This is a genomic window from Chryseomicrobium palamuruense (genome assembly GCF_042649045.1).
In the GTDB taxonomy this organism is placed as follows: Bacteria; Bacillota; Bacilli; order Bacillales_A; family Planococcaceae; genus Chryseomicrobium; species Chryseomicrobium palamuruense.
On record NZ_JBHSEF010000022.1, the window covers coordinates 198,643 to 220,730 of the forward strand.

28 protein-coding genes are annotated in these 22,088 nt (G+C 42.0%); 2 read left to right on the forward strand and 26 right to left on the reverse strand.

Translation table 11 applies throughout. The annotated features are described in order from the left end of the window. Positions 1-7 precede the first annotated feature (7 nt). Genes fliN through flgB form a run of 14 tightly spaced genes read right to left on the reverse strand, consistent with a single transcriptional unit; the run spans position 8 to position 11,100 of the window. Positions 8-940, reverse strand: a complete 933-nt coding sequence (gene fliN / locus ACFO0S_RS09385) for a flagellar motor switch protein FliN (protein WP_378141666.1) — start codon at positions 938-940, stop codon at positions 8-10. 5 nt (positions 941-945) lie between these two features. Next, entirely contained in the window at positions 946-1,830 is an 885-nt protein-coding gene (locus tag ACFO0S_RS09390) for a flagellar motor switch protein FliM (RefSeq protein ID WP_378141668.1), read from the reverse strand. A 14-nt stretch (positions 1,831-1,844) separates the two neighbouring features. Further along, positions 1,845-2,063, reverse strand: a complete 219-nt coding sequence (locus tag ACFO0S_RS09395) for a flagellar FlbD family protein (RefSeq protein ID WP_378141669.1) — start codon at positions 2,061-2,063, stop codon at positions 1,845-1,847. An 18-nt stretch (positions 2,064-2,081) separates the two neighbouring features. Continuing rightward, positions 2,082-2,921, reverse strand: coding sequence for a flagellar hook-basal body complex protein (locus tag ACFO0S_RS09400; RefSeq protein WP_378141670.1), 840 nt, complete (start codon positions 2,919-2,921; stop codon positions 2,082-2,084). Positions 2,922-2,935: 14 nt separating this feature from the next. Continuing rightward, positions 2,936-3,388 carry a flagellar hook capping FlgD N-terminal domain-containing protein gene (locus ACFO0S_RS09405; protein WP_378141672.1) on the reverse strand — a complete coding sequence of 151 codons (453 nt, stop codon included), beginning with the start codon at positions 3,386-3,388 and terminating at the stop codon, positions 2,936-2,938. Between the two features lie 11 nt (positions 3,389-3,399). Continuing rightward, entirely contained in the window at positions 3,400-4,740 is a 1,341-nt protein-coding gene (locus ACFO0S_RS09410; RefSeq protein ID WP_378141674.1) for a flagellar hook-length control protein FliK, read from the reverse strand. 3 nt (positions 4,741-4,743) lie between these two features. Further along, positions 4,744-5,190, reverse strand: a complete 447-nt coding sequence (locus ACFO0S_RS09415; protein WP_378141676.1) for a flagellar FliJ family protein — start codon at positions 5,188-5,190, stop codon at positions 4,744-4,746. Next, positions 5,187-6,512, reverse strand: a complete 1,326-nt coding sequence (locus ACFO0S_RS09420; RefSeq protein WP_378141677.1) for a FliI/YscN family ATPase — start codon at positions 6,510-6,512, stop codon at positions 5,187-5,189. The genes ACFO0S_RS09415 and ACFO0S_RS09420 overlap by 4 nt, the downstream gene beginning before the upstream one ends. Further along, the gene (locus ACFO0S_RS09425) at positions 6,493-7,260 is read right to left on the reverse strand and encodes a FliH/SctL family protein (RefSeq protein ID WP_378141730.1); all 768 of its coding nucleotides are present in this window, start codon (positions 7,258-7,260) and stop codon (positions 6,493-6,495) included. Before ACFO0S_RS09425 ends, ACFO0S_RS09420 begins: the two co-directional genes overlap by 20 nt. A 1-nt stretch (position 7,261) precedes the next feature. Continuing rightward, the gene (fliG, locus tag ACFO0S_RS09430) at positions 7,262-8,290 is read right to left on the reverse strand and encodes a flagellar motor switch protein FliG (RefSeq protein ID WP_378141679.1); all 1,029 of its coding nucleotides are present in this window, start codon (positions 8,288-8,290) and stop codon (positions 7,262-7,264) included. 12 nt (positions 8,291-8,302) lie between these two features. Further along, on the reverse strand, positions 8,303-9,919 hold the full coding sequence (gene fliF, locus ACFO0S_RS09435; RefSeq protein ID WP_378141680.1) for a flagellar basal-body MS-ring/collar protein FliF: 1,617 nt from the start codon (positions 9,917-9,919) through the stop codon (positions 8,303-8,305). Positions 9,920-9,943: 24 nt separating this feature from the next. After that, positions 9,944-10,240 (reverse strand): flagellar hook-basal body complex protein FliE, encoded by a 297-nt coding sequence (fliE, locus tag ACFO0S_RS09440; RefSeq protein ID WP_378141682.1) that lies wholly within the window; start codon positions 10,238-10,240, stop codon positions 9,944-9,946. Positions 10,241-10,252: 12 nt separating this feature from the next. Then, positions 10,253-10,693, reverse strand: a complete 441-nt coding sequence (gene flgC, locus ACFO0S_RS09445; protein WP_378141683.1) for a flagellar basal body rod protein FlgC — start codon at positions 10,691-10,693, stop codon at positions 10,253-10,255. Between the two features lie 5 nt (positions 10,694-10,698). Beyond that, positions 10,699-11,100, reverse strand: a complete 402-nt coding sequence (gene flgB / locus ACFO0S_RS09450) for a flagellar basal body rod protein FlgB (RefSeq protein ID WP_378141685.1) — start codon at positions 11,098-11,100, stop codon at positions 10,699-10,701. A gap of 239 nt (positions 11,101-11,339) precedes the next feature. Here flgB and ACFO0S_RS09455 point away from each other — a divergent pair, with 239 nt between their 5' ends. After that, positions 11,340-12,173, forward strand: coding sequence for a flagellar hook-basal body protein (locus tag ACFO0S_RS09455; protein WP_378141686.1), 834 nt, complete (start codon positions 11,340-11,342; stop codon positions 12,171-12,173). 11 nt (positions 12,174-12,184) lie between these two features. Beyond that, on the forward strand, positions 12,185-13,012 hold the full coding sequence (locus ACFO0S_RS09460; protein WP_378141687.1) for a flagellar hook-basal body protein: 828 nt from the start codon (positions 12,185-12,187) through the stop codon (positions 13,010-13,012). Positions 13,013-13,322: 310 nt separating this feature from the next. Here ACFO0S_RS09460 and ACFO0S_RS09465 read toward each other — a convergent pair whose 3' ends face one another. The 12 genes from ACFO0S_RS09465 to ACFO0S_RS09520 form a co-directional block, all read right to left on the reverse strand. Further along, complete coding sequence (locus ACFO0S_RS09465; RefSeq protein WP_378141689.1) at positions 13,323-14,171, reverse strand: flagellin N-terminal helical domain-containing protein; 849 nt, start codon at positions 14,169-14,171, stop codon at positions 13,323-13,325. Positions 14,172-14,184: 13 nt separating this feature from the next. Next, entirely contained in the window at positions 14,185-15,441 is a 1,257-nt protein-coding gene (gene flgK / locus ACFO0S_RS09470) for a flagellar hook-associated protein FlgK (protein ID WP_378141690.1), read from the reverse strand. Positions 15,442-15,456: 15 nt separating this feature from the next. Continuing rightward, complete coding sequence (locus ACFO0S_RS09475; protein WP_378141693.1) at positions 15,457-15,837, reverse strand: hypothetical protein; 381 nt, start codon at positions 15,835-15,837, stop codon at positions 15,457-15,459. Beyond that, entirely contained in the window at positions 15,834-16,112 is a 279-nt protein-coding gene (gene flgM / locus ACFO0S_RS09480) for a flagellar biosynthesis anti-sigma factor FlgM (protein WP_378141696.1), read from the reverse strand. The genes ACFO0S_RS09475 and flgM overlap by 4 nt, the downstream gene beginning before the upstream one ends. A 55-nt stretch (positions 16,113-16,167) precedes the next feature. Then, entirely contained in the window at positions 16,168-16,584 is a 417-nt protein-coding gene (locus tag ACFO0S_RS09485; RefSeq protein ID WP_378141698.1) for a flagellar basal body-associated FliL family protein, read from the reverse strand. A 5-nt stretch (positions 16,585-16,589) separates the two neighbouring features. Continuing rightward, complete coding sequence (locus ACFO0S_RS09490; protein ID WP_378141701.1) at positions 16,590-17,432, reverse strand: flagellar motor protein MotB; 843 nt, start codon at positions 17,430-17,432, stop codon at positions 16,590-16,592. Then, positions 17,413-18,231, reverse strand: a complete 819-nt coding sequence (gene motA, locus ACFO0S_RS09495) for a flagellar motor stator protein MotA (RefSeq protein WP_378141703.1) — start codon at positions 18,229-18,231, stop codon at positions 17,413-17,415. The genes ACFO0S_RS09490 and motA overlap by 20 nt, the downstream gene beginning before the upstream one ends. Positions 18,232-18,247: 16 nt before the next feature. Then, positions 18,248-18,628 (reverse strand): flagellar export chaperone FliS, encoded by a 381-nt coding sequence (fliS, locus tag ACFO0S_RS09500; protein WP_378141705.1) that lies wholly within the window; start codon positions 18,626-18,628, stop codon positions 18,248-18,250. Between the two features lie 15 nt (positions 18,629-18,643). Then, positions 18,644-19,003: a hypothetical protein gene (locus ACFO0S_RS09505; protein ID WP_378141707.1), complete on the reverse strand. Its 360-nt coding sequence runs from the start codon at positions 19,001-19,003 to the stop codon at positions 18,644-18,646. A 3-nt stretch (positions 19,004-19,006) separates the two neighbouring features. Then, a complete protein-coding gene (gene fliD, locus ACFO0S_RS09510; protein ID WP_378141708.1) occupies positions 19,007-20,491 on the reverse strand; it encodes a flagellar filament capping protein FliD in 1,485 nt (494 codons plus the stop codon). Positions 20,492-20,506: 15 nt separating this feature from the next. Beyond that, positions 20,507-20,860, reverse strand: a complete 354-nt coding sequence (locus tag ACFO0S_RS09515) for a flagellar protein FlaG (protein ID WP_378141710.1) — start codon at positions 20,858-20,860, stop codon at positions 20,507-20,509. 369 nt (positions 20,861-21,229) lie between these two features. Further along, positions 21,230-21,925, reverse strand: coding sequence for a glucosaminidase domain-containing protein (locus ACFO0S_RS09520; protein WP_378141713.1), 696 nt, complete (start codon positions 21,923-21,925; stop codon positions 21,230-21,232). Positions 21,926-22,088 lie beyond the last annotated feature (163 nt).

Consider the following 22,088-nt stretch of genomic DNA (forward strand, 5'->3'; position numbering starts at 1 on the left):
CTCTTTTCTATCGCAGCTTTGCTAAACGATCCGCTTGACTGCTAATCTCCGTGACACGAATTCCGAACTGTTCATCCACTACAACGACTTCTCCTACGGCAATCAGTTTCTGATTGACGAGAATATCGACGGGGTCTCCCGCCATTTTATCGAGCTCAATAATTGAACCTTGAGTAATTTCTAGAATATCTTTCACTGTCTTACGACTACGCCCAAGTTCCACAGTGACCTGAAGAGGAATATCGAGAAGCATCGACAAATTCGTCTGATGGTCACTTGAAAGAGTTGTTTCTTTCAATTGCTCAAACTGAGCCGGTTGAATATTCGGTTGTTTCATGGCGCTCTTTTTTAACGGCTGTTGTTCTGTCATTTGTGATTCTCCCCCTTCGTGTTGGCCAACAAGTTTTTGAACAAAAGCAGTGGGCCATAGCATGCGGACTGTGTAGTAAGTAGATTCAACAGAGATATCGACTTTAGCTTCCACCCATAAAAGTTCTTCAGATAGAAGTTGCCATTCGACTTCTTGCGTCGTCACTTCATCGATACTAACGACTTCAAATGGATTATCGTATTGAAACCGAAGGGCCACATCGGATGCAAATTTCCCCATTCGTGTTAAGTCAATTTCGGTTTCATTCGATATGTGGCGAACCATAGCTTGTGGCACAATCAGTAGCATATCTTCATCGGAGTCTTTCGCTTTTAAACGAATCAAGTGATTCGGGCCTTCAATCATCAGAGCACGGGATGTCACATCCTGAAGTTCTATCAGCTGCACAGACGTTTTCCATCCACGTTTTTCAAAACCTTGTTCCATGACTGGAATTTGATTTTGAATGCGCTGTTCGAACCGACGGAGCATTTCATCGGAACCTTCATCCGGAATCATCGTTAATAATTTCTTGACCTCATCATTCGAGAGGGATCCAAACTTATTCATTGCTATTACTCCTCCTGCTCTAATATTTGTATCGCCCTTTTTCCACGGTGAGTCCCCATTTGTGCACTGTACATCTTCTTTTGATCGACGTAGACTTCAATCGGTTCATCATAAGCCGTTGAGAGTCTGAGCACATCGCCTTGTTGAAGTGTTAAAAAGTCTCGCACGTCTAAGTCGCAATGACCAAGGACAGCCCGTACTTCAAGTTCTGTCTGTTGGATTCCTGATTCCACCATTTTGCGAACCTGAACAGATTCCTCATCTTCTTTTCTCGCTATCTTTTCAGAAGCTGTCAGGCGGGGCACGATGGATTCCATTGCGCTATTTGGCACGACCAATTCGAACAATCCGGAAGTACTCATCAACTGAACTTCCGTGTCGAGTACGACCACTTTCTCACGTACGTGTAGGGGGAAATTATAATCTTGAGCAAGTTCAATTCGATGTAACTTCGTATCGACTGGAAGAATGGCAGATAACGATTCCGCATATAATGCTAACCATTCGTCGGCTAGTTGCTTTAGCAACACTTTGTCGATTTCCGTTAACTCTTTCTCATCCGTTTCACCAAGATCCCCACCAAGCAAACGTTCAATGCAGGAGTGAATCAATTTATTCGAAATGATGAGTTGAAAATCACCGCGTAACGGTGGAAAGGAACAAATGACGACCACTGTTAACGGATCGGTACTTAGGCTTAATTCTTCATAGGTCATCTGACGAATGGAACTCGGAGCAGCTGTTGTAAACTTATCGAGTTTTCCAGTCAGCTGATTCCCGATCAGACGCGATACTTTTTCGTTGACACGCAAAAACGACCGGACATGAAGTTGTGATAATTTACTAGCGCGTCTAAAATCATAGCTCGCTGCATCGGAACGCGGCACCATGGTCAAGCCCCTTTCTATAGATCCGTACGATTTAATTTGGGAAGCGTGTGAAGAAGTGTCAACTCTTGATAAAATGCAGTCACGAGTTTCGACACGTCTGCAGCAGATTCCAAGACGTGGAGTGTCCGTCCGGAAGTAAGAGTGATATACGTATCCGGCGTCTCCTCAATGCGCTCAATGTAGAGGGCATTAATGGTTACTTTGTTTCGATTTAATTTAGTCAGTATAATCATCGTTATGAGCTCCTAAGCTTATCGTTTCAGGTTCACAAGCTCTTGTAAGATTTCATCAGATGTTGAAATGATTTTTGAGTTCGCTTGGAATCCGCGTTGTGCAATGATCATTTCCGTGAATTCTTCTGTTAACTCGACGTTTGACATTTCAAGCATTCCGGATTGGATTTGCGTGTCGTTTGATTCTGGTGTAGTGTATAAAATTCCCCCAGGACCAGCAGCATCCGTCATTTCATAGAGAGAGCCACCTGATTTACGTAACCCCGACGGATTTGGCGGTGCGAAAATTGCAATTTGAACCACATCGTTATTTGGATATTTCAGAATTTCTTCTGAACCGTCTGCTTTATTTTTGACTTTAATTGTCCCGTTACTCTCAATTGCAAATGAATCAAAAGCAGTTGGATTAATTTGAATTTCATTCCCTTTTGTATCTAACAAATGATGACCTTGCGGTGTTTTCAAATAACCAATTTTATCAACAACAAGATTACCTGTTCTAGTCAAATATTCTTTTCTAGGTGCTGTGACCGGAAGAGGAAGACCATCAGCGCTAACATTCGAATCTTTTACAACAAAGAACCCTTTCCCCATGATAGCAAGGTCCGTTCCTACACCCGTCATCATCCCCGAACCAGGGTTATGATTTTGTTGAATACTTGCAGCCGATGACCCTAGACCGACCTGCGCTGGGTTGACGCCAACGCTTGAAACCGTTTGACTGAGCATATCTTGGAAGACAACCGAGCCTTTTTTAAATCCAACAGTGTTAACATTGGCGATGTTATTCCCGATAACATCTAACTTTGTTTGAAACCCTTTCATACCTGAAACTCCTGAGTACATTGAACGTAACATGTGTCATTTCCCCTTTATTGGTTAGTTTCCGTGGCAGGTGCACTTTCAAGCAGATAAACCGTGTCTAAGGCAATGCGCTGATCCGAATTTTGAAGTTGGGCAAAGTATTTCCCTTCTTCTTGAATAATCGATTGAATGATTCCACTCTCTGTGGTGTCTGTGTCAGGGACTTTCCAGGAAATTTGCTTCCCGATCATCTCCGCATAATCTGCCATGGATTTCCCGTTCATCCGTTCTGTATAGGATGTCATGGTTTTATTTAACGAAGTTAACTGCTCAAGACTTGTAAACTGAGCCATCTGGGCAATAAAGTCTGCATCTTTCATCGGCTCAAGTGGATTTTGATTTCTCAGCTGAGCAATGAGAATTTTCATAAATGCATCTTGTCCAAGTCCACGACTAGCCTCTTCTTTTTTGTTCACTGTTGCTGACTGTGTAGCAGCTGAAGTAGTTGATGTAATCTCCATTCTCATGCCTCCTAAACGCTGTAATCCACTGCTCGAGACGTGTCTTCATCATGAATCTCTATCTCTTCGTTTACTTCATCTGACCAATCCAGTTGATTGTCTTTGTTAGAAGTGTTTTGCTCTGTACCTGGTTGATAGTTTGGTCGCTCACGTTCAAAGTCTTCTTCACCAAACAACTCTATATCCAGTTGGTCTACTTGAATCCCTTGATCCTGTAAAGACTGACGAAGTTGTGGCAACTGCATCTCTAAAATGTCTTTAGTAATTGTAGAAGAGGCCGTGAGCTGTGCATGCATCTTCCCGTCTTGCATCGAAACGACAATATCAATGTGCCCTAAATTTTCTGGGAATACTTGAATCCGGAGCGTCTGACCCCCATCACCAATTGCTTGTCTCAGTGGCACTGCCATATTCCTCGCAAACTCAAATCGGAACTTCTCAAATTCCGGCTTCGTCACATCCAAACTCTCTACACTGTCCTGCTGAAATTCATTAGGTAGTTCAGGTGCTTGAAGTGGAACTATCACTTGTGGTTCAGCTGGTATTGGTGATTTGAGAACAGGGCTTGTTTCAGCTTTCAAAACAGGACTTAAATCACTTTCAAGAATAGGGTTGGTTTCTGAATCGAGAAGGGTTGTTGTTTCTTCATTCAGAACAGGGCTCGAATCTGTTTGTAGAACAGGGTTCACATCACTTTCGAGACCTGTGCTAGAATCTACTTTTAGAACAGGGTTCACATCACTTTCGAGAACAGGGCTCGAATCTACTTTTAGAACAGCGCTCATTCCGGTTTCAAGAACAGGGCTTAAATTACTTTGAAGAACAGGTCTGCCCTCTCCTCCTTTATTCACCGACCATTTTGCTAAACTTTCGAGTTGCTTTGTCGATAGTATAGGAGTAGATGTTGAGATGAATTTTCTTCCGTCTCCCCCCTCAAAATGCGTTCGTATAGCGAATAAGGGGATAGATGCGGAACTTTGTTGAGAGTCTAGACTTTCGCTCAATGTGTCGGATTTGTCTTGATTCATATGAACTTCAGCATTTTCTTGCTGTTCAGAACTCATGTTCAAGGTTTCTTCCACTGGCGCTGTGGGTATAGAACTCATAGTTTCTACAAAATCCGTTCGTATAGTTTCGGCCGTTTCAACCGTCTCTTCTTCGAGAGGAACCTGGTTGGCTTTTGTCTCTGTGAAAGATTCACTAGATGGCACGGTTGAACTTTGCATACCTGTTAACAAACTTTGAAACAATCCCGGGGTGTATGACGGCTTTGTATGTACTGTAGTTTCGGCTTTGTCACCTGTTAATTCTGCGAATAATAAACTAGCTTTTGAGAGTTGAATAAGAATCACCTCCTAACGTGGTATCGGTTGTGCATAACGAAGAGTACTGGTTTCGTCAGCAACTTTTTGTTCTAGCTTTGTTGCTTCATGAAGGAATGTGGTTTTTGCCGTTTCCTTTAAGCGGTCCCACTTCTTTTGTTCAATCGAGGTTTCCATCAGTTGCCTTTCGACTTTGGACATTTTCTGATTAAGGAAGAATTGGGCCCGTTCACTCGATTGGATCTGTTCGCCTACATAGTCTTCGATATACATATAGTTTTTCAAATCGGCTACCCGTATCCCTTGTTGTTGTTCAAGTAACTTCTTTTCTTCGAGCTCATTCAAGTGGTGAAGCCACTTTAATTTTTCTTGTTCCGATTGTTCAATGGACTGTTTAACCTGGGACACTTCTGTCTGTACAGCTTTTTGTTCCATTTCTTTCACATCTAAGATGCGTTGATATTTGTAGTGAAACGTCATGTCGTCTTCCCTCCAAATTCACGGATCAACTGATCAACAGTATGTTCAAAAGCATTCGGTTCTTCTCTTTCTTGTACGATGAACTGCCGGATTAACGGATACAGGTTGACTGCTTCATCCAGTTCTGGTTGGCCACCCGGTTTATAGGCACCAATGGCGAGCAAATCTTCTGCTTCTTGGTAAGTTGCGAGCATTCGTTTAAACTTCCGGGCCGCTTCTCTATGTTCAAGCGTGACCAAATCGTCCATCAAACGGCTAACACTAGCTGTGATATCGATAGCTGGAAATAATCCTTTTTGTGCAATTTTCCGACTTAAGATGATATGACCATCTAAGATTCCACGCACCGCATCCGAAATCGGTTCATTAAAATCATCCCCGTCAACTAAGACCGTATAGATAGCTGTTATGCTTCCTTTCGCGGATGTACCAGACCTTTCGAGAAGCTGCGGAAGTTTCGTAAAAACACTTGGTGTGTACCCTTTTGTCGTTGGTGGTTCACCAATAGCGAGTCCAAGTTCCCGTTGTGCCATTGCAAATCGCGTAACAGAGTCCATCAGAAGCAGCACTTGATTGCCTTGCTCCCGGAAGTATTCGGCAACAGCAGTAGCCGTCATCGCTCCTTTAATACGTTGCAGTGGTGACTGATCGGAAGTCACTGCAACGACAACGGATTTCTTTCTCGTTTCATCACTCAGATCTCGCTCAATGAACTCGCGCACTTCTCTTCCACGTTCCCCAATAAGAGCAATCACAATGATGTCAGCTTCTGTTTGACGAGCAATCATTCCAAGAAGTGTGCTTTTTCCAACACCACTACCTGCGAAGAGGCCAATCCTTTGACCTTTTCCGACGGTTAGTAGCCCGTCGATAGCCTTCACACCCAGTTCAAGCGGTTCAGTTATACGTGGCCTTGTTAAAGGGCTAGGTGGTGCTTGCTCTGTTTTCATGTTAACTAGACCGGACGGCAGCTTTGTCGCATCTATCGGACGACCAAATCCGTCAATAAATGAACCAAGTAATGCTTGTCCGACCTTGATTTGCAACGAACGTTGTGTTGCTACGACGAGACATCCTGGTCCGATTTGCGACAAATCACCAAATGGCATGAGCATTAACCGGCTTTCCCGAAACCCCACAACTTCCGCTTCAATAGGTGTTGCGAATTCGCTCGGATAGATCAAGCAAATCTCCCCAATTGTTGCATGCGGCCCAAGAGATTCTACTGTGAGACCGATGACTTGCGTCACCTTGCCATGTTTTCTGACAGGCTGGACAGCTTTGATTTCATCCAAATACAAATCAAGATTCGGCTTGTTCATCGGTATGCTCCTCAACTAGCGACATCAAATGACCTTTAATTGCGGCTAACTGACTATCGAGACGGGCATCATACCTGCTCGCTTGGGTATGAATCAACACATCACCAGGAACAAGTTCTTTTACGGGCATGATGACGAGTGGTGTAAATGGTGGCAACAAGCTTTCAAGTTCCTCTTTTCGTACATGAACATACTCATAGTCCGGAACAGATACTTGAAGCGTTACTTCTTGCGCATCTTCAACAAGCTTGATGTGTTGTTTGACGAGGTGCATGACCGCATCTGGTTGAACTTGAATGGCATCTGTCATGATTTTTCGAGCAATGGCAGTTGCTATTTCAATCAGTTCTTGTTCTGCTTGTAGCAAGTACCTACGCCTATCTTCTGTCGCTGATAAGACAATTGCATGAATCACATTTGTTTGCTCTTCTAACCAAGCTTCCGCTTCTGCTTCTGCCTTCTGCTTTCCTTCTTGGTAACCCAGTTCAACCGCCTGCACTTTTAATTCATCTGCTTGCTCACTCGCAAGCCGTGCATTTTCCTGTAAGTAATCGTGTCGTTCTTCTTCAAGTTGGACTCGGAGAAGTTGCAACTGATTGGCAAGCTCATCATGTTGTTGTCTTAGTTGTGTGATTTTATCAACTAGCAAAGGCTCTTCTTGTTCGTCCGCCGATTGGTGTACGGTAGTACGAACAATACGAGTTGGGATGGCTTTTGGAATCGCCGTTACTGCTGAAGCTTTGATCACATTACTCAATAATGTCATCCCCTTCGCCGTCTGGGCGTCTAATCATAATTTCACCATCTTGCTCAAGCTGGCGGACGATGTTGACGATGGTCGCTTGTGACTCTTCCACATCTTTCAGTTTGAGTGGGCCGGTTATTTCAAGTTCCTCTAGAATATTTTCAGCTCGACGTGTCGAAATACTCTTAAGAAGCAAGGCACGTAGTTCTTCGTCTGTTACTTTTAATGCACGAACCAGATCCTCGTCCGTAACGTCCTGCATGACGCGCTGTAAAGACCTTGCATCAAGAAGCGGTAAGTTCTCGAACACGAACATCTTTTTGCGAATCTTCGCGACAAGTAACGGATCCGACTGTTCGAGATTCTCAAGAATTGACTTCTCTGTACTGCGCTCCACTTGATTTAGAAGGGTAACAATAGAATCGACACCATCATAGTCACTATACGTACCCGATGATGACGTAGAGAGCTTCGATTCGATAACCCGTTCGATTTCCTCTACGATCTCATACGAGGGCGGAGTTAATAACGCAATTCGCTTCGCCACTTCGGAACGTTTTGGATCTTGCAATAACGATAAAATAGCAGAAGCTTTAATCGAATCGAGTTGTGATAAAACCACAGCAATTGTTTGTGGGTGCTCATCTTTTAATGCCACAAAGATACTCTGCGTATCGACACTACGAGCAAATTGGAATGGTTTAGGACGTGCTTTCGAAGTAATACGTAAAACTACTTCTTTTGCTTTTTCTGGTCCTAATGCTTTCTCGAGTACTTCTTGCGCGTAATCAATCCCGCCCTCGTTGATATAGTCTTGAGCCATCATCAATTCGTAGAATTCATCAATGACATTTTTCGTTTGACTGTTCTTCAAGTGTCGTACTTTTGCAATTTCAATCGATAACATATCGATTTCCGCTTCACTTAGATGCTTAAAAATCTCTGCAGAGGAATCCGGACCAAGCCCGACCATTAAGATGGCTGCTTTTTGAATTCCTCGTAGAGGCGGTGTAGTAGTGGCAATGGCTGTCATCGAATCCCTCCTTTACTTATCTGTCATCCATGAACGTAATAATTTCGCAAAATCGTCTGGCTGATTCTTGGCCAGATTTTCAATGACGTCACGTTTTGGATTGGTTTTCATTTCAACGGCAAATTCTTCTGCTTCTTTTTCAGCTATCTGAACGAGAGCCTCTTGTTCCATCGTATCGTAGAACTCTTCTTCTTTCTGTTTGCGCATGCGTGCAATGATGATAAATGCCACGATGACAAGTGCAAGTAGTGCAGCTCCAGCAATTATGTAGAAATATGGATTGCTTAATAAACGATCGATTGAAAGAGGTTCTTCTTCAGCAACCAAGCCTTGTTTCCCTAAGAACTCGGTTGCAAATACCGTCACTCTGTCATCCACAATCAATTCATCTTCTGGCATATCATTCAAACTTAGTGACGCTAATACGATATTGGATACAAGTGAACGAATTTCGTTCATGAGTTCAGGTGAAAGACTTGTTGCATCACCTGGAACCGGGGGTTCAATCCCTACGTTGACGGTTAAATCATCAATGATGTATGGGTTCTTTTCAATCTGGCGCTGGATTCGGTTGATCTCACGGTTGATCCGCTCTTCTGTTCGTTCAGAATCACTCGTGGATGATCCACCCACACCTGGGAAGTTTGGAATTTCAGATTCATCCGTTCCTGTAGCGTCTTCTTCTCCCCCATTTTCACCGGTATACGATTCCACAATTCGCTCGACACTAATATCAAGGCCTTGATTGGTTTCTTCAATCGGTGCTTCCACTAAATTTTCTTCACGTTTTTCCGTTGTGAAATCGACACTTGCTGTGACAGAGACAATGACTTTGTCTTGTCCTACTAGCATGCCCAACATTTGTTGGATTTCACGCTGAATATCCGTTTCTATACCTTTTTTGACTTCACGTTGTTGTTGGTAAATCGAAAGTGTGGTGTCCGCTTGTCCTTCACTTTGCGCCTCATATACTTGACCGTTTTGGTCCATGATGACAATCTCTTCCGGCGGAAGGTTTGGCACACTCTTACTGATCAAGTGATACAAGCCGTTTACTTGTGCCTGCTCAAGGTAAAATCCCGGATTACTGCGAAGAACAACTGAAGCACTTGCCGTTTTTGTATCTTCACTGATCCAGATAGACTCTTTCGGAAGAGTGATCATGACATTAGCATTCTGTACACCTTCAATTTGACGAATCAAGTTGGAGATTTCGGTTTGCATCGCGTCACGTTCGACGACATCGAAATGTCGATCGGTCATTCCCATCCCCATATTTTCACTGAAGATGTTGTAGCTGACGCTCCCGTTTCGTGGAATTCCTTCTGCAGCAAGTGCCAACTTCAGTTCGTTGACCTCTTCTCGCGGTACGCTTAGTGAGGTCCCGTCTGGTGCCACCTCTACTGCAATTCCTCGCTCTTCAATCGCCGCTTTCACTTCTCCTGCTTCTGCTGGTGTCAAATCGTTGTATAAAACAGCCATTGGCGTACGTGTCAGAAAGAACACCACAAGCCATAAAAGAAGAAGTGTCGCGAAGAAACTTCCTCCCGCAATGAGTTTCGTTTTGCGTGGAGTTGACTTCCAAGTATCCATTGTCTTTATTCGAATTTGATTAAATTGTTCCTTCATCTACGTTCCACGCCCATTCATTACCTAGACTTGCATTCGCATGACTTCTTGATAAGCTTCAATCATTTTGTTCCGGACTTGCATGGTGAGTTCGAGTGACAGACTTGCTTTTTGTGCAGCTACCATCACTTGATGCACGTCTTCGACTTGTCCTGTGACGAGTCCTGTTGTGAGTTGATCTGACGCTTTTTGTGCGTGATCTACTTTTTGAATCGACTGAGATAAGAACTGTTGAAAATCAGCACCTGCCACTTTAGGTTCTATAGGCTTTATAAATTCAGGCTGCAAAAAATTTGCTGCCACTCCTTGCAACGGATTCATTTACGTTCCTCCTTATTTGCCAATCTCGAGCGCTTTCATAAACATACTTTTCGATGCATTAAATGCGGTCACGTTCGCTTCATACGAACGAGTCGCTGACATAAGGTCAACCATTTCTTTTAGTGGATCGACGTTTGGCATTTGAATGTACCCATTCTCATCCGCATCTGGATGTTCCGGGTCAAAAATCTGCTGAAACGGTGTTTGGTCCCCTTTAATCCGGTCCACTGTGACACCGGCAAAAGGAGACTTTTGTCCATTCATTGCAGTTGTTAATTGTTGTTGAAAACTTCCCAGCTCTACGACTTTACGCCTGTAGGGAATCCATTCCCCATTTTCTAGTGAACCACGAGTGGTTTCTGCATTCGCAATATTTGAAGAAACGACATCCATACGCAGGCGATTGACGGTAAGACCTGAAGCACTAATATTCATTCCGTTAAACAAAGACATGTCGATTACTTCCCTTCGTTAATGACTGAGCGAAGACTGTTGAATTTCCCGCTAATACGTTCGGTCATCGCGTTATACCACAATTGATTTTTCGCCAACTCTGACATTTCAAGATCCATATCCACATTATTTCCATTCGGTTGTCTCTGTGTTGACGACAATGTGTGGGTACGAATGTTGGGGGTATTGGATTCTCCCGTAAACGAAAGATGTTTGGCATTTGTTTTATAACTTTGCAAAGGAGCAAATGACAACCTCTGATCAAGTTCTGCTTGAAAGGAAACTCTCGTTGCTTTGTAATTAGGTGTATCGACATTGGCTATATTGGCAGCATGTGCTTTTTGTTTCATAGCCGCTGCTTGTAATCCGGTTTCTAACTGACCTATGGTCGATGAAAAAAGGTCCAAGAAATACCCATCCTTTCTGAAAACATCGAATAAAATTGTATTTTGTCAAAATCTTGTTGTCGAAATTTAATGGTTTTGTAACAATATAAAGAGAATAGTAACACATGATTTATGAAAATAGATTAGGTATTTAGAATTATTTTTTGAAAAAATAAGAAATTATTCCTACTTTAATCCTGTTTATTATGCTAATATTTAGGGAAGATAAGTATGTTTTTCTGAGAAAGGAAGAGTATGGTATGTTTCGAGGTCTTCATGCGGCCACATCGGGGATGATGGCTTATAATCGTCAACAACAGGTGTTAACGAATAACTTGTCGAATGCTGTCACACCAGGCTACAAGAGTGATACTACAGCATTTCGCTCATTTCCTCAACAATTAATTGAAAAATTAGGCAATGGAAATTTAAATGGCCTTTCCGGATCCCTTGCCGGAACGATGAGTGTCGGTACCTATGCACAAGAAGCCATTCCAAACTTTTCGCAAGGAATTTTGAAGGAAACAAAGAATTCAACAGACTTTGCCCTTCAAAGTAGCTTCTTACCCTTAGACCCAGCGACTAATCAAAAAGGCGCACTTGTTTTTGCTGTTGAAACCGTGAATGGCGATATTCGCTATACTCAAAATGGGCAACTTCAAGTAAATCAAGAAGGATTTCTAGTAACTGCTCAAGGTGAACAAGTACTTAATTCCAATCAACAACCAATTCGTCTTAATTCTATGGACTTTCAAGTAGATGGGCGCGGAAGATTGACGGTAGCAGGTGAACCTGGTCCTACCTTATGGATCGGATATACATCAGATCCAAAATCACTTGTGAAAGAAGGTTCTGGTTTACTTCGTTATGAAGGTGAGGAAGCTAATTCACCACAACTTGCTGCGAATGCCCCTCTAATTAACGCGGCAGATACTTTACTGATGCAAGGATTTCTAGAACAATCGAATGTAGACTTGTCAAAAGTCATGACAGATATGCTCCGCACATACCGCGGATTTGAATCGAACCAGAAAGTACTACAGGCATATGATCAAAGTATGCAAAAAGCAGTGACAGAAATCGGCCGAGTGTAGGAGGAAACTAGATGATTCAATTGAATTCGGCTGCATCCTCTCTTAAGCAGCTCCAATATAAGATGGACACGATTGCACATAACTTATCCAATATGGATACAACAGCATACAAACGACAAGATGTATTATTCAGTGACGCACTCAATAATGCAATGACGATGCAAGCCGGGCGGTACGAAGCAGGACGTCAAACACCGAATGGGATTCGAGTAGGGAACGGTGTTATCAATTCTGGTAAAGCGACGCTCAATGAACAAGGAAGTATTAAGACGACGAATCGTTCGTATGACATCGCCCTTATGGAAAAGTCGATTTACTTTACGGTGCAAGCTGGTGGGGAATCCTATTTTACCCGAAGTGGGAACTTAGACATTTATTATGACCAAACAACCGATCGAAATTATCTTCAATCTTCTGGTGGGGCCCGAGTTCTTGATGTGACTGGACAACCCATTCAGTTTGATAACGACTTTTCTTCCCTAGAAATTACGGATCAAGGGATTGTGATTGGTCGTTTTAAAAATCCTGCTAAACCAGCAGTAGCATACAGCCTTGATTTAACTCGTATCGACCGCCCCTCTACACTCGTAGAAAGTGGAAACTCTCGATATCAATTTGTTGGAAATCAAGCAGCGATGATTGGTGAAGGAAGTTATGAACAATTGATTGGCGGTCAACGTTCGAATCTTGTTTTGCAAGGGGCAATTGAGCAATCAAATGTAGACTTGACTTCAGAAACAGCAGAAATGATTGCGACTCAACGTCTCATTCAGTCTACAAGTCGGGCCCTTTCATTTGCGGATGACATGCGCGGCTTGATTAATACGATTAATAGATAAACCTAGGCTATCTTTCTCATTGGAGGAAGATAGCATTTTTGTATACTAAGTTTTGTACTAATTCATATTTGGGAAGTAATTTAGGTGAGGTGAAGTGGGTGGGTCCATTCTGTTACTTTGACAGGTCCATTTAGAGGGTTTACCCGGTCCATTTGAAGTACTCAACCTATCCATTTACCAAGATTCTCTACAAAACCATAAGATATTGACGATTTTTTAATAATCATAGTGAATGCCAATCCCAAGCTTATACAACAAAAAAACCACCCTTCCCTAAAGGGAAAGGCAGCATTGTAATTTTTTAGTTAATTTATCGTAAATAATCTACGAGTGATGTGGTGTAAAGTTTGCTTGTTGCAGCTAGGCTGGCTTGGTAGACAGCTTCTTCGCTTTTTAATTTGGTTAAGACTTCGGCGAAATCTATATCTTCGACTTTCGAAAGAAGAGCTTTTTGTTCAATCTTTGAGTCTTCCATTCGATTTTGAATAGAGTCGAGGCGGTTCTTTCGAGCGCCTGTTAATGCTAGGGCATCAGCTACACGATCACTTGACTCTTTGATAGCCCCTAAATCAACATGCTCATTGTTATCGAGTGCTGTTTTCATAGTGCTGAGCATATCGAATAATTCATTGTTCGGTCCAAACACTGTTTCGGCAGGAATACTCACTTCGACTGCCGTACCTCGTGCAGCTAAAATATGTTTTGCAGGTGATGTTTCTTGACCAGGTGCCAGCCCAGTTGCAGCTGAGCCAGTAAATAAAAATTCACCTTGAATGGAGTGACTCGCTATGGACTTCAATTCCTCCGTCAATTCTCCAAGTTCTTTATTAAGCAAATCGCGTTCTCCATTGAATAGGACATCGGAGTTTGCTTGGATTCCAAGTTCATTGATTCGTTGAAGAATCGATGACATATTTTGTAGTTTGGAATCGAGTTCATCCATGAACAAGACACCTTTATCTTGGTTGGCCTTGAACTGTTCCATTTCTGCAAGCTGACCGTGTAGTTTCATCGCATCGACTGCAGCTTGAGGAGAATCGGAAGCTCTGACAACTTTTTTACCAGATGCGGCTTGCTCATAAGTCTCTGCCATACGCGATGCGTTTTGTTGCATGCGGTTGATTGTTTGATTATGTAACATTTGATGACTGATTCGCATGAGATTCGCCTCCTTAACGTGCACCTAAGCGGTTAATTAATGTATCAAGTAATTGGTCGGTTGTTGAAACCATTCGAGCTGCTGCATTGTATGCATGTTGGAACTTGATTAAGTTGGACATCTCTTCGTCAAGGGAAACCCCCATGACTGATTGTCGGTCATTGTTGATGCCAGTAGTTGCAAGCTCTGCTGTCTGATGTGCACGGTAGACACCATTGGCTTTGGTCCCTAAATTCGCAACTGTTGATTGCCATTTAGATTGAATCGCGTATTTTTCAGATTCAACAGTAGTAGGTTCCGTCAACGCCTTTGATGTAGACACGGTAATTGTATCTAAATCAAAACTTATAGCATCTCCAACGAACAGTTGGCTATTATCATTAGCTATGCCATTCGATTCGATAAAGCTTTTCACTGTATCTTGAAACTCTGCTCGGTAATTAGCGACATCGTCTTGGCTTTTCACAAGTCCTGCAAGTTCACCAGATACGATGTCTGTACCATCCACAATAGGTGTGATATCGTCTCTGCCATTCACTAAAATAGTTGGCGTAGCAGATGCATCCGCAGTCTTTAACGAAATCTGTACCATGCCACTATTCGTTCGAACAACGTCAATCCCAACTTTCTTAGAAAGCTGATCAATGAGTCGATCCCGCTGATCCATCGCATCGTTGTCTTTTCCGCTCGATCGTTGAATCACTTCATTCAGGTCGCGAATTCCCTGCAACAATTGATTGGTTTCCGTAACTGCAAAATCCACTTTCGATTGTAAGTCCATTTCAACTTGAGCAAACTGTTTGTCCATTGTTTGAGCTGTTGTCAAAAAGGACTTTGCACGTTCTTGAAGAATTTTTTTTGCACCAGCATCCGTAGGATTATTCGCAACATTTTGCCATGCGTTCCATACATCTTGCATGGATTGTGGGAGTGTCCCTTCGCCTGCCGTTTTCACGATAGACTCTAACTCTTTCATCGTACGTGCCTGTGCTTCAAGGCTTCCTGTATTGGAGTTCTGTGTCCAGAACTTACCGTCTAAGAAATGATCACGTAAACGCACAATGGCATCTGTCAGCAAGCCTGTGCCAAGTTGACCAGGAGTGGAACTCGAAGTGAACACGGACTGAGGGGTTGTCGCAGATGCAGAAACATTTTGTCTGGAGTACCCAGGCGTTGCGGCGTTTGTCATGTTGTGACCGGTTGTATTGATTTGGTTCTGGGCTGTTGTAATTCCGCGTCGTCCTACCTCTAAACCATGAAATGTCGACATCTGGATGCCTCCTTTTTACGCTTTACTGTCAAATGCCATTGATTTTGCTGACTTTGACTCATTTGATTTTGAATAGTTTGGGTTTTGATGATCGCCTGTTAAATGGGAGATCATTTGAGTGGTAAATTGCAGTGCATCTTTTAATAATTGTTCATTTAATGCAAGTTGTTGTTTCAATTCATCTTGTAGTTGTTGACTTTTTAGAAGGAGATCCTCGGAAACACTCGAAATTCCTTCTTTCTCAAGTTGACTAATTTGTTTCAAAATTAGTACTTCTTGTTTATTTAATTCATTTATTCTATCTACATGACGCGAGATAATACTTTGTTCTTTTCGTTTGGCTAAATCAAGTAGTTGTTGTTGAGAGGAGATTAATCGTTCTGCTGGATGACTCATTTCGCAGAACCTCCCAACCAGAAGTTTGTCATATCATCAGCGAGTTTTTTGCTATTCACCTGATACGTACCTTCTTCAACTTGTAACTTAATTTCAGCCACACGTTCTTGTCGTGCACGTTCTTTCGCTGTCTGCTGATACAATTCCTGTGCGCGGTTCGAGATTTGAACATGGTCTTCACTCGACACCGGTGTAGACGGGATTGATTTTTCAATTTTGGCTGTCTTCTGGTAAGAGTGTAAATACGGCGAGTTGCCTGTTTTGTCCACATTCATTTCTATCACCACCTTATCTATATTATCGGTTTGTTTTGTCATTTGTTTAGAGTATCTATTGTACTTTAAATTCAGTTACCATAACACGTGAAACTGGATAATCAGGCACAATATCCTGCACTGCTTGTTTCATGGTGTCTTCAAGTAACTTTAATCCTTCCGGACCACTTACTTGATTACGATTCAAACTGGTCATCGTGGTAATGATTGCTGCACGAACTTCTGGTAAGTAATGATCGAGATGTTCTCGCCCTTTTACTTCTTCCATTTCAATCGCAAATTGGATAACTGCGAATTCATTCGAGGCTAAGTTTGTTGTTACCGTGTCAGTAGTTAACCGTTTCAAACCTATTTCCTCAACTTGCTTCTCTTCTTGCGCTTTCACACGGTAATCTGTATAAAATCCATACCCGAAATACCCAATTGCCAAAACGAGAAGAGTGGCGACGATCGTAATGAGTATCTTCTTCATTTGTTTCACTCCTCTAACCCCTCCTCAGCAATTCGAGAAATCAAGATTTCCACACGACGGTTCTCACTTTTCCCTTCAGCTGTATCGTTTGATGCAATCGGACGGTATTCTCCGTAACCGGTCGCACTAAATTTACGTGGATCCAATTCTTCATTCTCTAGAATGATTTTCATAAAGTTGATGGCACGCGCTGAACTAAGTTCCCAGTTCGATGCGAATTTTTCAGGATTAGTTGGTACATTATCTGTATGTCCTTCGATAAAAATAGTACGTGGAATTTCCGTCTCAAACATTAAAGAAATCTCGCGTGCAAATTGTTCAGCCTGCTCACTCAAATCCGCACTTCCAGAAGAGAATAATGTGCCTTCTTTAATTTTGATGATGAGGCCTTTTTCGTCGAGTTCCGTTGTTAAGCGGGACTCTAAATTATTTTTTTCCTTATAATTAAGGAAGGCTTGTTGCATTTCTTCGAGTTCCTTTTGATCTCTTGCTGCAGTCCACGCCTGTTCCCCGTCTACTTCTATGTCTGAATCACCACCGGCACCTGGTTCCGTTTCAGATTCTGTTTCTTCCGTATCTTTCTCTTGATCAACTATAGAAGGAAGTTCAGAGTTGGTTCCATTGTCTTCGCTGTCTGTCGGAGAATTCGAATCTAGTATCCCTGTTCCTCCGTCCAACTCTGCAGCGAAAGAATCAGCGACGGCTTGAAATTTCTGAGCATCAATCGAACTCGCAGCAAAAAGAACAATAAATAGAGCGAGTAAGAGCGTCAGAATATCGGCATAAGGAATCAACCACGATTCGTCAATATGTTCATCATGTTTTTTCTTACGCTTCAACGGACTCACCTGCTTTTCCTTTTGCCTTCCCTTTTTTGCCCACGGCTTCTAAATTACGCTCTTTTGACGGTAGATACGTCTTCAGCTTTTCTTCAACGACACGTGCAGGTAATCCCTCTTGAACAGCAAGAATTCCTTCAATCATTATTTGTTTGATTTGTGCTTCCGCAGCTGATTTTTGTTTTAACTTGTTTGCAAATGGGTGCCACAGAACGTAGCCCGAGAAAATTCCGAATAGCGTCGCAATGAACGCAGCAGAAATCGATTTTCCAAGTAAGGCTACATCCTCTAAGTGACTAAGTGCAGCAACGAGACCGATAACTGCCCCAAGCACCCCTAGTGTCGGTGCATATGTACCTGCTTGACTAAAAATCTTTGCTCCAACCGTATGGCGTTCTTCCATTGCTGCAATATCTTCTTCAAGTAAGTTACGGATCATCTCTTGAGATTCGCCGTCAACAACCATTCGAAGACCCCGTTTCAAGAATTCATCATCTAAACGCTCAGAAGGTTCTTCAAGAGCAAGTAACCCTTCACGACGAGCGAGGACAGTCCACTCTGAAAACAATGGAATCAAGTCACGAACTGTTAGTTCTTTTGATTCTTTAAAGATGACGCGGAAAAGTTGTGGCAATCGTTTGATCTCGCTCATTGGGAAAGCGATCATGATGGACGCTGCTGTTCCCGCAAAAATAATGACGAGGGCTGCACCGTTTAACAAGACAGTGGGACTTGATCCTTTTAAAATCAACCCACCAATAAGTACGACGAATGCAAATATAAATCCTATCCATGATGTACGGTCCATAGTTGACCCCTCTTTTCTATACGCTCACTGGAGCAGTTCCCTGCTTCATCATTTGTTTCCATGTGTCACGAAGCTCACGCACCATGTCTTCTGCAACTTGAAGAGCTTCTAAATTGTTTTGAATATTTGCTTTGACGAGTTGATCGTTAATAAATTCATAAAGAGCATCTAAGTCTTTTGAAAGTTCTACGTCCATGTCCAGTGTAATCCGGAACTGATTGATAATAGCTTGTGCTTTTGTTAAATTCGTATGCTTCGCTTCAATATTCTTTTCATCGAAAGCCTTCTTCGCAAGTTTCATAAATTTCAAACATCCATTGTAAAGCATTAAAGAAAGTTCTTGGGGAGATGCAGTCTGAACAGAATTGGTTTGATAGACTTGATACGCTTGATTCATGACAGTTCCTCCTATTTAATTCCGGGCATCGAAAAATGAGCCTTGTTCGTTTGCATTCACTTTATAGCCTTCTGAAGCACGTTGTTGGCTTCGTAGGTTTGACATTTTTTCGGCTGTTGCTGTGAAGAGTGCATTTATTTTTTTGCTTGCAGAAATATCGAGTTGCAGCAGTTGTTCTTTCTGGTCTTTTGAAAACTGATTCATATCTCGAGATTCTAAGTTATCAATCATGACTTGACGTTTATCAAGAAGTGATTGAAGAAACTCAATTGCCCCTAGAAAATTTTCATCCGTGAGGTGTGATTTCATGTCATCACAGTGTGCGTTAATCGTCTGGGTGAGCTCGATGATTGGGTCGAGCGTTAGGGTTGTCATTGTTTACATACCACCCATCATGTTCTGTTGAATCCATGAACTTTGTTGATTCATTTGGTTCATGGCTTTTTCCATGGCTGAAAACTGCTTCCAATAACGATCTTCAATACTAACCAAACGACTTTGCCAAGTCTTAATCTGAGTATCCATCTGCTTTAATCTCTGTGTCAATGTACTATTGTCATTTAATGCAGTTGGTGCACCTGCTTTATTACTTAACTTACGAATGCTATCATTCAATTCCGTATACACGCGCTCAGCTACACCTTGACCAGCTGTTTTCTTAGTAAATAACTGCATCACTTCATCTGGTTTTTCTGCTAATGCTTGACGTAGCTTGGCTTCGTCAATATTTAATTTACCACCTTCTCGAAAATTACCTGTTGTAATCCCAATAGCTGATAAGGTATTGAGACTTCCAGCTGGTAAGCCTTCTACCGGGTCAGCAAAAGCTCTTCTTAGATTTGTTAACGTCTCCCGTAGAATAGGGTCAGAACGTAAAAGTCCACTACGCGCCTTTTCATCCCACAGTTTAATTTCACTCTCTGATAGTTCTTTACGTTGATCATCTGTTAACGGAGGAAAATCTTTGTAGTGCTTTTCAACAACCTGCTTTTCAAATTTTTCAATCATTTCATTATAGGATTCGATTGCTTTTTTAATTGTTTGGAAAGGAGCTTCTGTGTCTGTACTTATCGACACTGTTGAATTTCCAATGCTTTTAAGTTCAATGTTCAACCCGTTAATAGTAGCTTTATTCTCTGTTAACCCTGTAACTGGAATTCCATCATAAAGGAAACTGCCATCAGTAGCTGCAGTAACATTAGCTCCACCTGATGTTGTCGAAACGTCCGTTCCAGCGCCCCCCATAAGACGTTGACCCAATGCAGTAGAATCAAACTTCATGGTAAAGTTTTGATTTTCGCCCATTCCTTTGGTGGAAATAAAGAATCGTGAGGTGGTCGCATCAAAGCCTGCTCTCAGTTCTGTCGTTGTTCCTGCTGTTGCAGTCTGAATTTTTGAGGCTACATCACTTAATTTATCCGTAGCAACTAGATTTATTTCGACTATTTCACCAGCGCTATCTTCAATAGTTACTTTTCCATCAATACCCAAAGGAGACGCACCAGTAGACGCACTGCCATCCCCTTCTACTAGAGAACTTGCACTGTGCATTTTTGCAGATGATGCAAGGGATTGTACGTCAATCGAATATGTTCCAGGAACTGTTGTACTTGTTGCTGTAGCAGTAGCAGCTCCTCCAGATATAGTCGCACTGTACGCATTAAATGAGCGGCTAAAACGTAAACTTTCAAATGCCGTACGGAAATTTGAAAGGGATAAATTGGACTCACGATAGGCTTGTTGCTGCCATTCTGTCCAAATTTTCTTTTGACTCAGCTTATCCATTGGTATTCGTTCAGCGGTCATCATTTCTTTGACCATGTAATCAATATCCATTCCTGATCCTAAACCAGTAATTCGCATTATCATTCACCTCACTTAGTAACGTTCATCTACGACAAGTCCTAATTTTTCCGCGACTGCAGCAAAATAGTCTAAAAACTTTCGACTTGGAATTTCACGGGCCACTTCATCCGTAATACTATCCACTACTTGAACATAATAATCATTTAATTTTTCATGATATTGAAACTTCAATGCTGTGGAATGTGGTTGAATCCATTGATTCATAGTTTCAACTTTATTTTGTGCTTCTTCTTGCGAAGGAATTGTTTTATTAGAAGGTAAATCTTGCTGTGGTTGCTGCTGTTGTGATTGTAATTCATTTGTAGGCGAGCCGACAGGTTCTTTGACAGGTTTGACCTCTGCGAATGTAATTCCCTGAATATCCATGGTTGCACTACTCCTTTTTATGATTCTTAAATGTACTATCGGCGTTTTCTAGGAAAATTGAAGGGGAATATGCAAAGAATAAATTATTTGTTGTTAATAATTCTTTTAAACCTTTAGGTTGACCATAAACTCAATAGTAAATCCTGAAAAATCTCTTCGCTTTTCCAAGGGGGCACCTTTAAGCCTCCTCCAGGTTCCTCAAAGCTTGCGCTTTACCTACCCATGCGAGGTCTCGAAGGCACACTGATTCTTCGGAAGTCTTCATGATTTTCTCAGATTTATTCTCTTCTGAAAAAGATTAAATAAGAGAAACTTTTATTTAGTATTTCAAAGCTTTTCAAATAAAAAGACCAAACTCTAGGAGTCTGATCAAATGAACGAGTTTAATTTTTTGTTAACTCCGGAGACCCAGTGATTGTTAAGACCTGTCGGATCGTTTGACGCCCCAACTGGAGCATACTTGTTTCCTATTTGAGTAATAGTTGTGAGACCTTGATTCAAATAGTTTCTACGCAGATTGCTTGCCATTGCTTCAATACTTTCTTGCATAGTTGCGTAAGTGCGCAAGCCGTTTAGTCCCATCATACCTGCAACATTATTTTTCTCACGAATGGCTTTGGAGGTTCCATTGCCGGTCTCGTGCATCGCAATGGATGCCAAAAAAAGTGGATTTAAATCAAATTTTTGTCCAGCCGCAATGAAGTCTTTCGCTGTGCCAGCTAGCTTCCCACCCAATTTCTGTTCTAACTGTAACAGAGAAGTTGCTTGGAAGGAAAGCTGAGACGTAGCGGTGTCTAGTCCAATAGAAGAATTCAATGTACTTACAATCGAGTTGTTCATTTCTGGTGCGACTGAACTCCAAAATTGAGGTTGCGGTCGAGATTCTGTTTGTAACGATACCCAATTCAAACTCTCGTTTGGATTCATAATCGAATTCAGCATCGATGAAAACAAAATTGATTGCGCTGAAGTGGTTGCACCCTTGCTCGAAAGTTCTTGTAATGGTTGTGAGATCGATTGCATCGTTGACAAGTAAAACCAATTTGAATCGATAATTGAAGACATATTGTTCACCTAATTTCCGAAGTGTTTCTTTTATGATACTAAGCATCTACTTATTTGCAAAGTCCTAATTCCTATTTTTTAACCAAAAGAAAGTAAGCCCGAATTCAAATAACGCATATTTTTCGAATGCACTTCCCGGTATGATCGTGGTATCACGAATGGG

Bases quoted from the DNA above. Each gene is read 5' to 3' on its own strand.
- fliN (WP_378141666.1), bottom strand. From the start codon at position 940: ATGAATAAGTTTGGATCCCTCTCGAATGATGAGGTCAAGAAATTATTA.
- ACFO0S_RS09390 (WP_378141668.1), bottom strand. From the start codon at position 1,830: ATGGTGCCGCGTTCCGATGCAGCGAGCTATGATTTTAGACGCGCTAGT.
- ACFO0S_RS09395 (WP_378141669.1), bottom strand. From the start codon at position 2,063: ATGATTATACTGACTAAATTAAATCGAAACAAAGTAACCATTAATGCC.
- ACFO0S_RS09400 (WP_378141670.1), bottom strand. From the start codon at position 2,921: ATGTTACGTTCAATGTACTCAGGAGTTTCAGGTATGAAAGGGTTTCAA.
- ACFO0S_RS09405 (WP_378141672.1), bottom strand. From the start codon at position 3,388: ATGGAGATTACATCAACTACTTCAGCTGCTACACAGTCAGCAACAGTG.
- ACFO0S_RS09415 (WP_378141676.1), bottom strand. From the start codon at position 5,190: ATGACGTTTCACTACAAATATCAACGCATCTTAGATGTGAAAGAAATG.
- ACFO0S_RS09420 (WP_378141677.1), bottom strand. From the start codon at position 6,512: ATGAACAAGCCGAATCTTGATTTGTATTTGGATGAAATCAAAGCTGTC.
- fliG (WP_378141679.1), bottom strand. From the start codon at position 8,290: ATGACAGCCATTGCCACTACTACACCGCCTCTACGAGGAATTCAAAAA.
- fliF (WP_378141680.1), bottom strand. From the start codon at position 9,919: ATGAAGGAACAATTTAATCAAATTCGAATAAAGACAATGGATACTTGG.
- fliE (WP_378141682.1), bottom strand. From the start codon at position 10,240: ATGAATCCGTTGCAAGGAGTGGCAGCAAATTTTTTGCAGCCTGAATTT.
- flgC (WP_378141683.1), bottom strand. From the start codon at position 10,693: ATGTCTTTGTTTAACGGAATGAATATTAGTGCTTCAGGTCTTACCGTC.
- ACFO0S_RS09455 (WP_378141686.1), top strand. From the start codon at position 11,340: ATGTTTCGAGGTCTTCATGCGGCCACATCGGGGATGATGGCTTATAAT.
- ACFO0S_RS09460 (WP_378141687.1), top strand. From the start codon at position 12,185: ATGATTCAATTGAATTCGGCTGCATCCTCTCTTAAGCAGCTCCAATAT.
- ACFO0S_RS09465 (WP_378141689.1), bottom strand. From the start codon at position 14,171: ATGCGAATCAGTCATCAAATGTTACATAATCAAACAATCAACCGCATG.
- flgK (WP_378141690.1), bottom strand. From the start codon at position 15,441: ATGTCGACATTTCATGGTTTAGAGGTAGGACGACGCGGAATTACAACA.
- ACFO0S_RS09475 (WP_378141693.1), bottom strand. From the start codon at position 15,837: ATGAGTCATCCAGCAGAACGATTAATCTCCTCTCAACAACAACTACTT.
- flgM (WP_378141696.1), bottom strand. From the start codon at position 16,112: ATGAATGTGGACAAAACAGGCAACTCGCCGTATTTACACTCTTACCAG.
- ACFO0S_RS09485 (WP_378141698.1), bottom strand. From the start codon at position 16,584: ATGAAGAAGATACTCATTACGATCGTCGCCACTCTTCTCGTTTTGGCA.
- motA (WP_378141703.1), bottom strand. From the start codon at position 18,231: ATGGACCGTACATCATGGATAGGATTTATATTTGCATTCGTCGTACTT.
- fliS (WP_378141705.1), bottom strand. From the start codon at position 18,628: ATGAATCAAGCGTATCAAGTCTATCAAACCAATTCTGTTCAGACTGCA.
- ACFO0S_RS09505 (WP_378141707.1), bottom strand. From the start codon at position 19,003: ATGACAACCCTAACGCTCGACCCAATCATCGAGCTCACCCAGACGATT.
- fliD (WP_378141708.1), bottom strand. From the start codon at position 20,491: ATGCGAATTACTGGTTTAGGATCAGGAATGGATATTGATTACATGGTC.
- ACFO0S_RS09515 (WP_378141710.1), bottom strand. From the start codon at position 20,860: ATGGATATTCAGGGAATTACATTCGCAGAGGTCAAACCTGTCAAAGAA.
- ACFO0S_RS09520 (WP_378141713.1), bottom strand. From the start codon at position 21,925: ATGTCTTCAATTATCGATTCAAATTGGTTTTACTTGTCAACGATGCAA.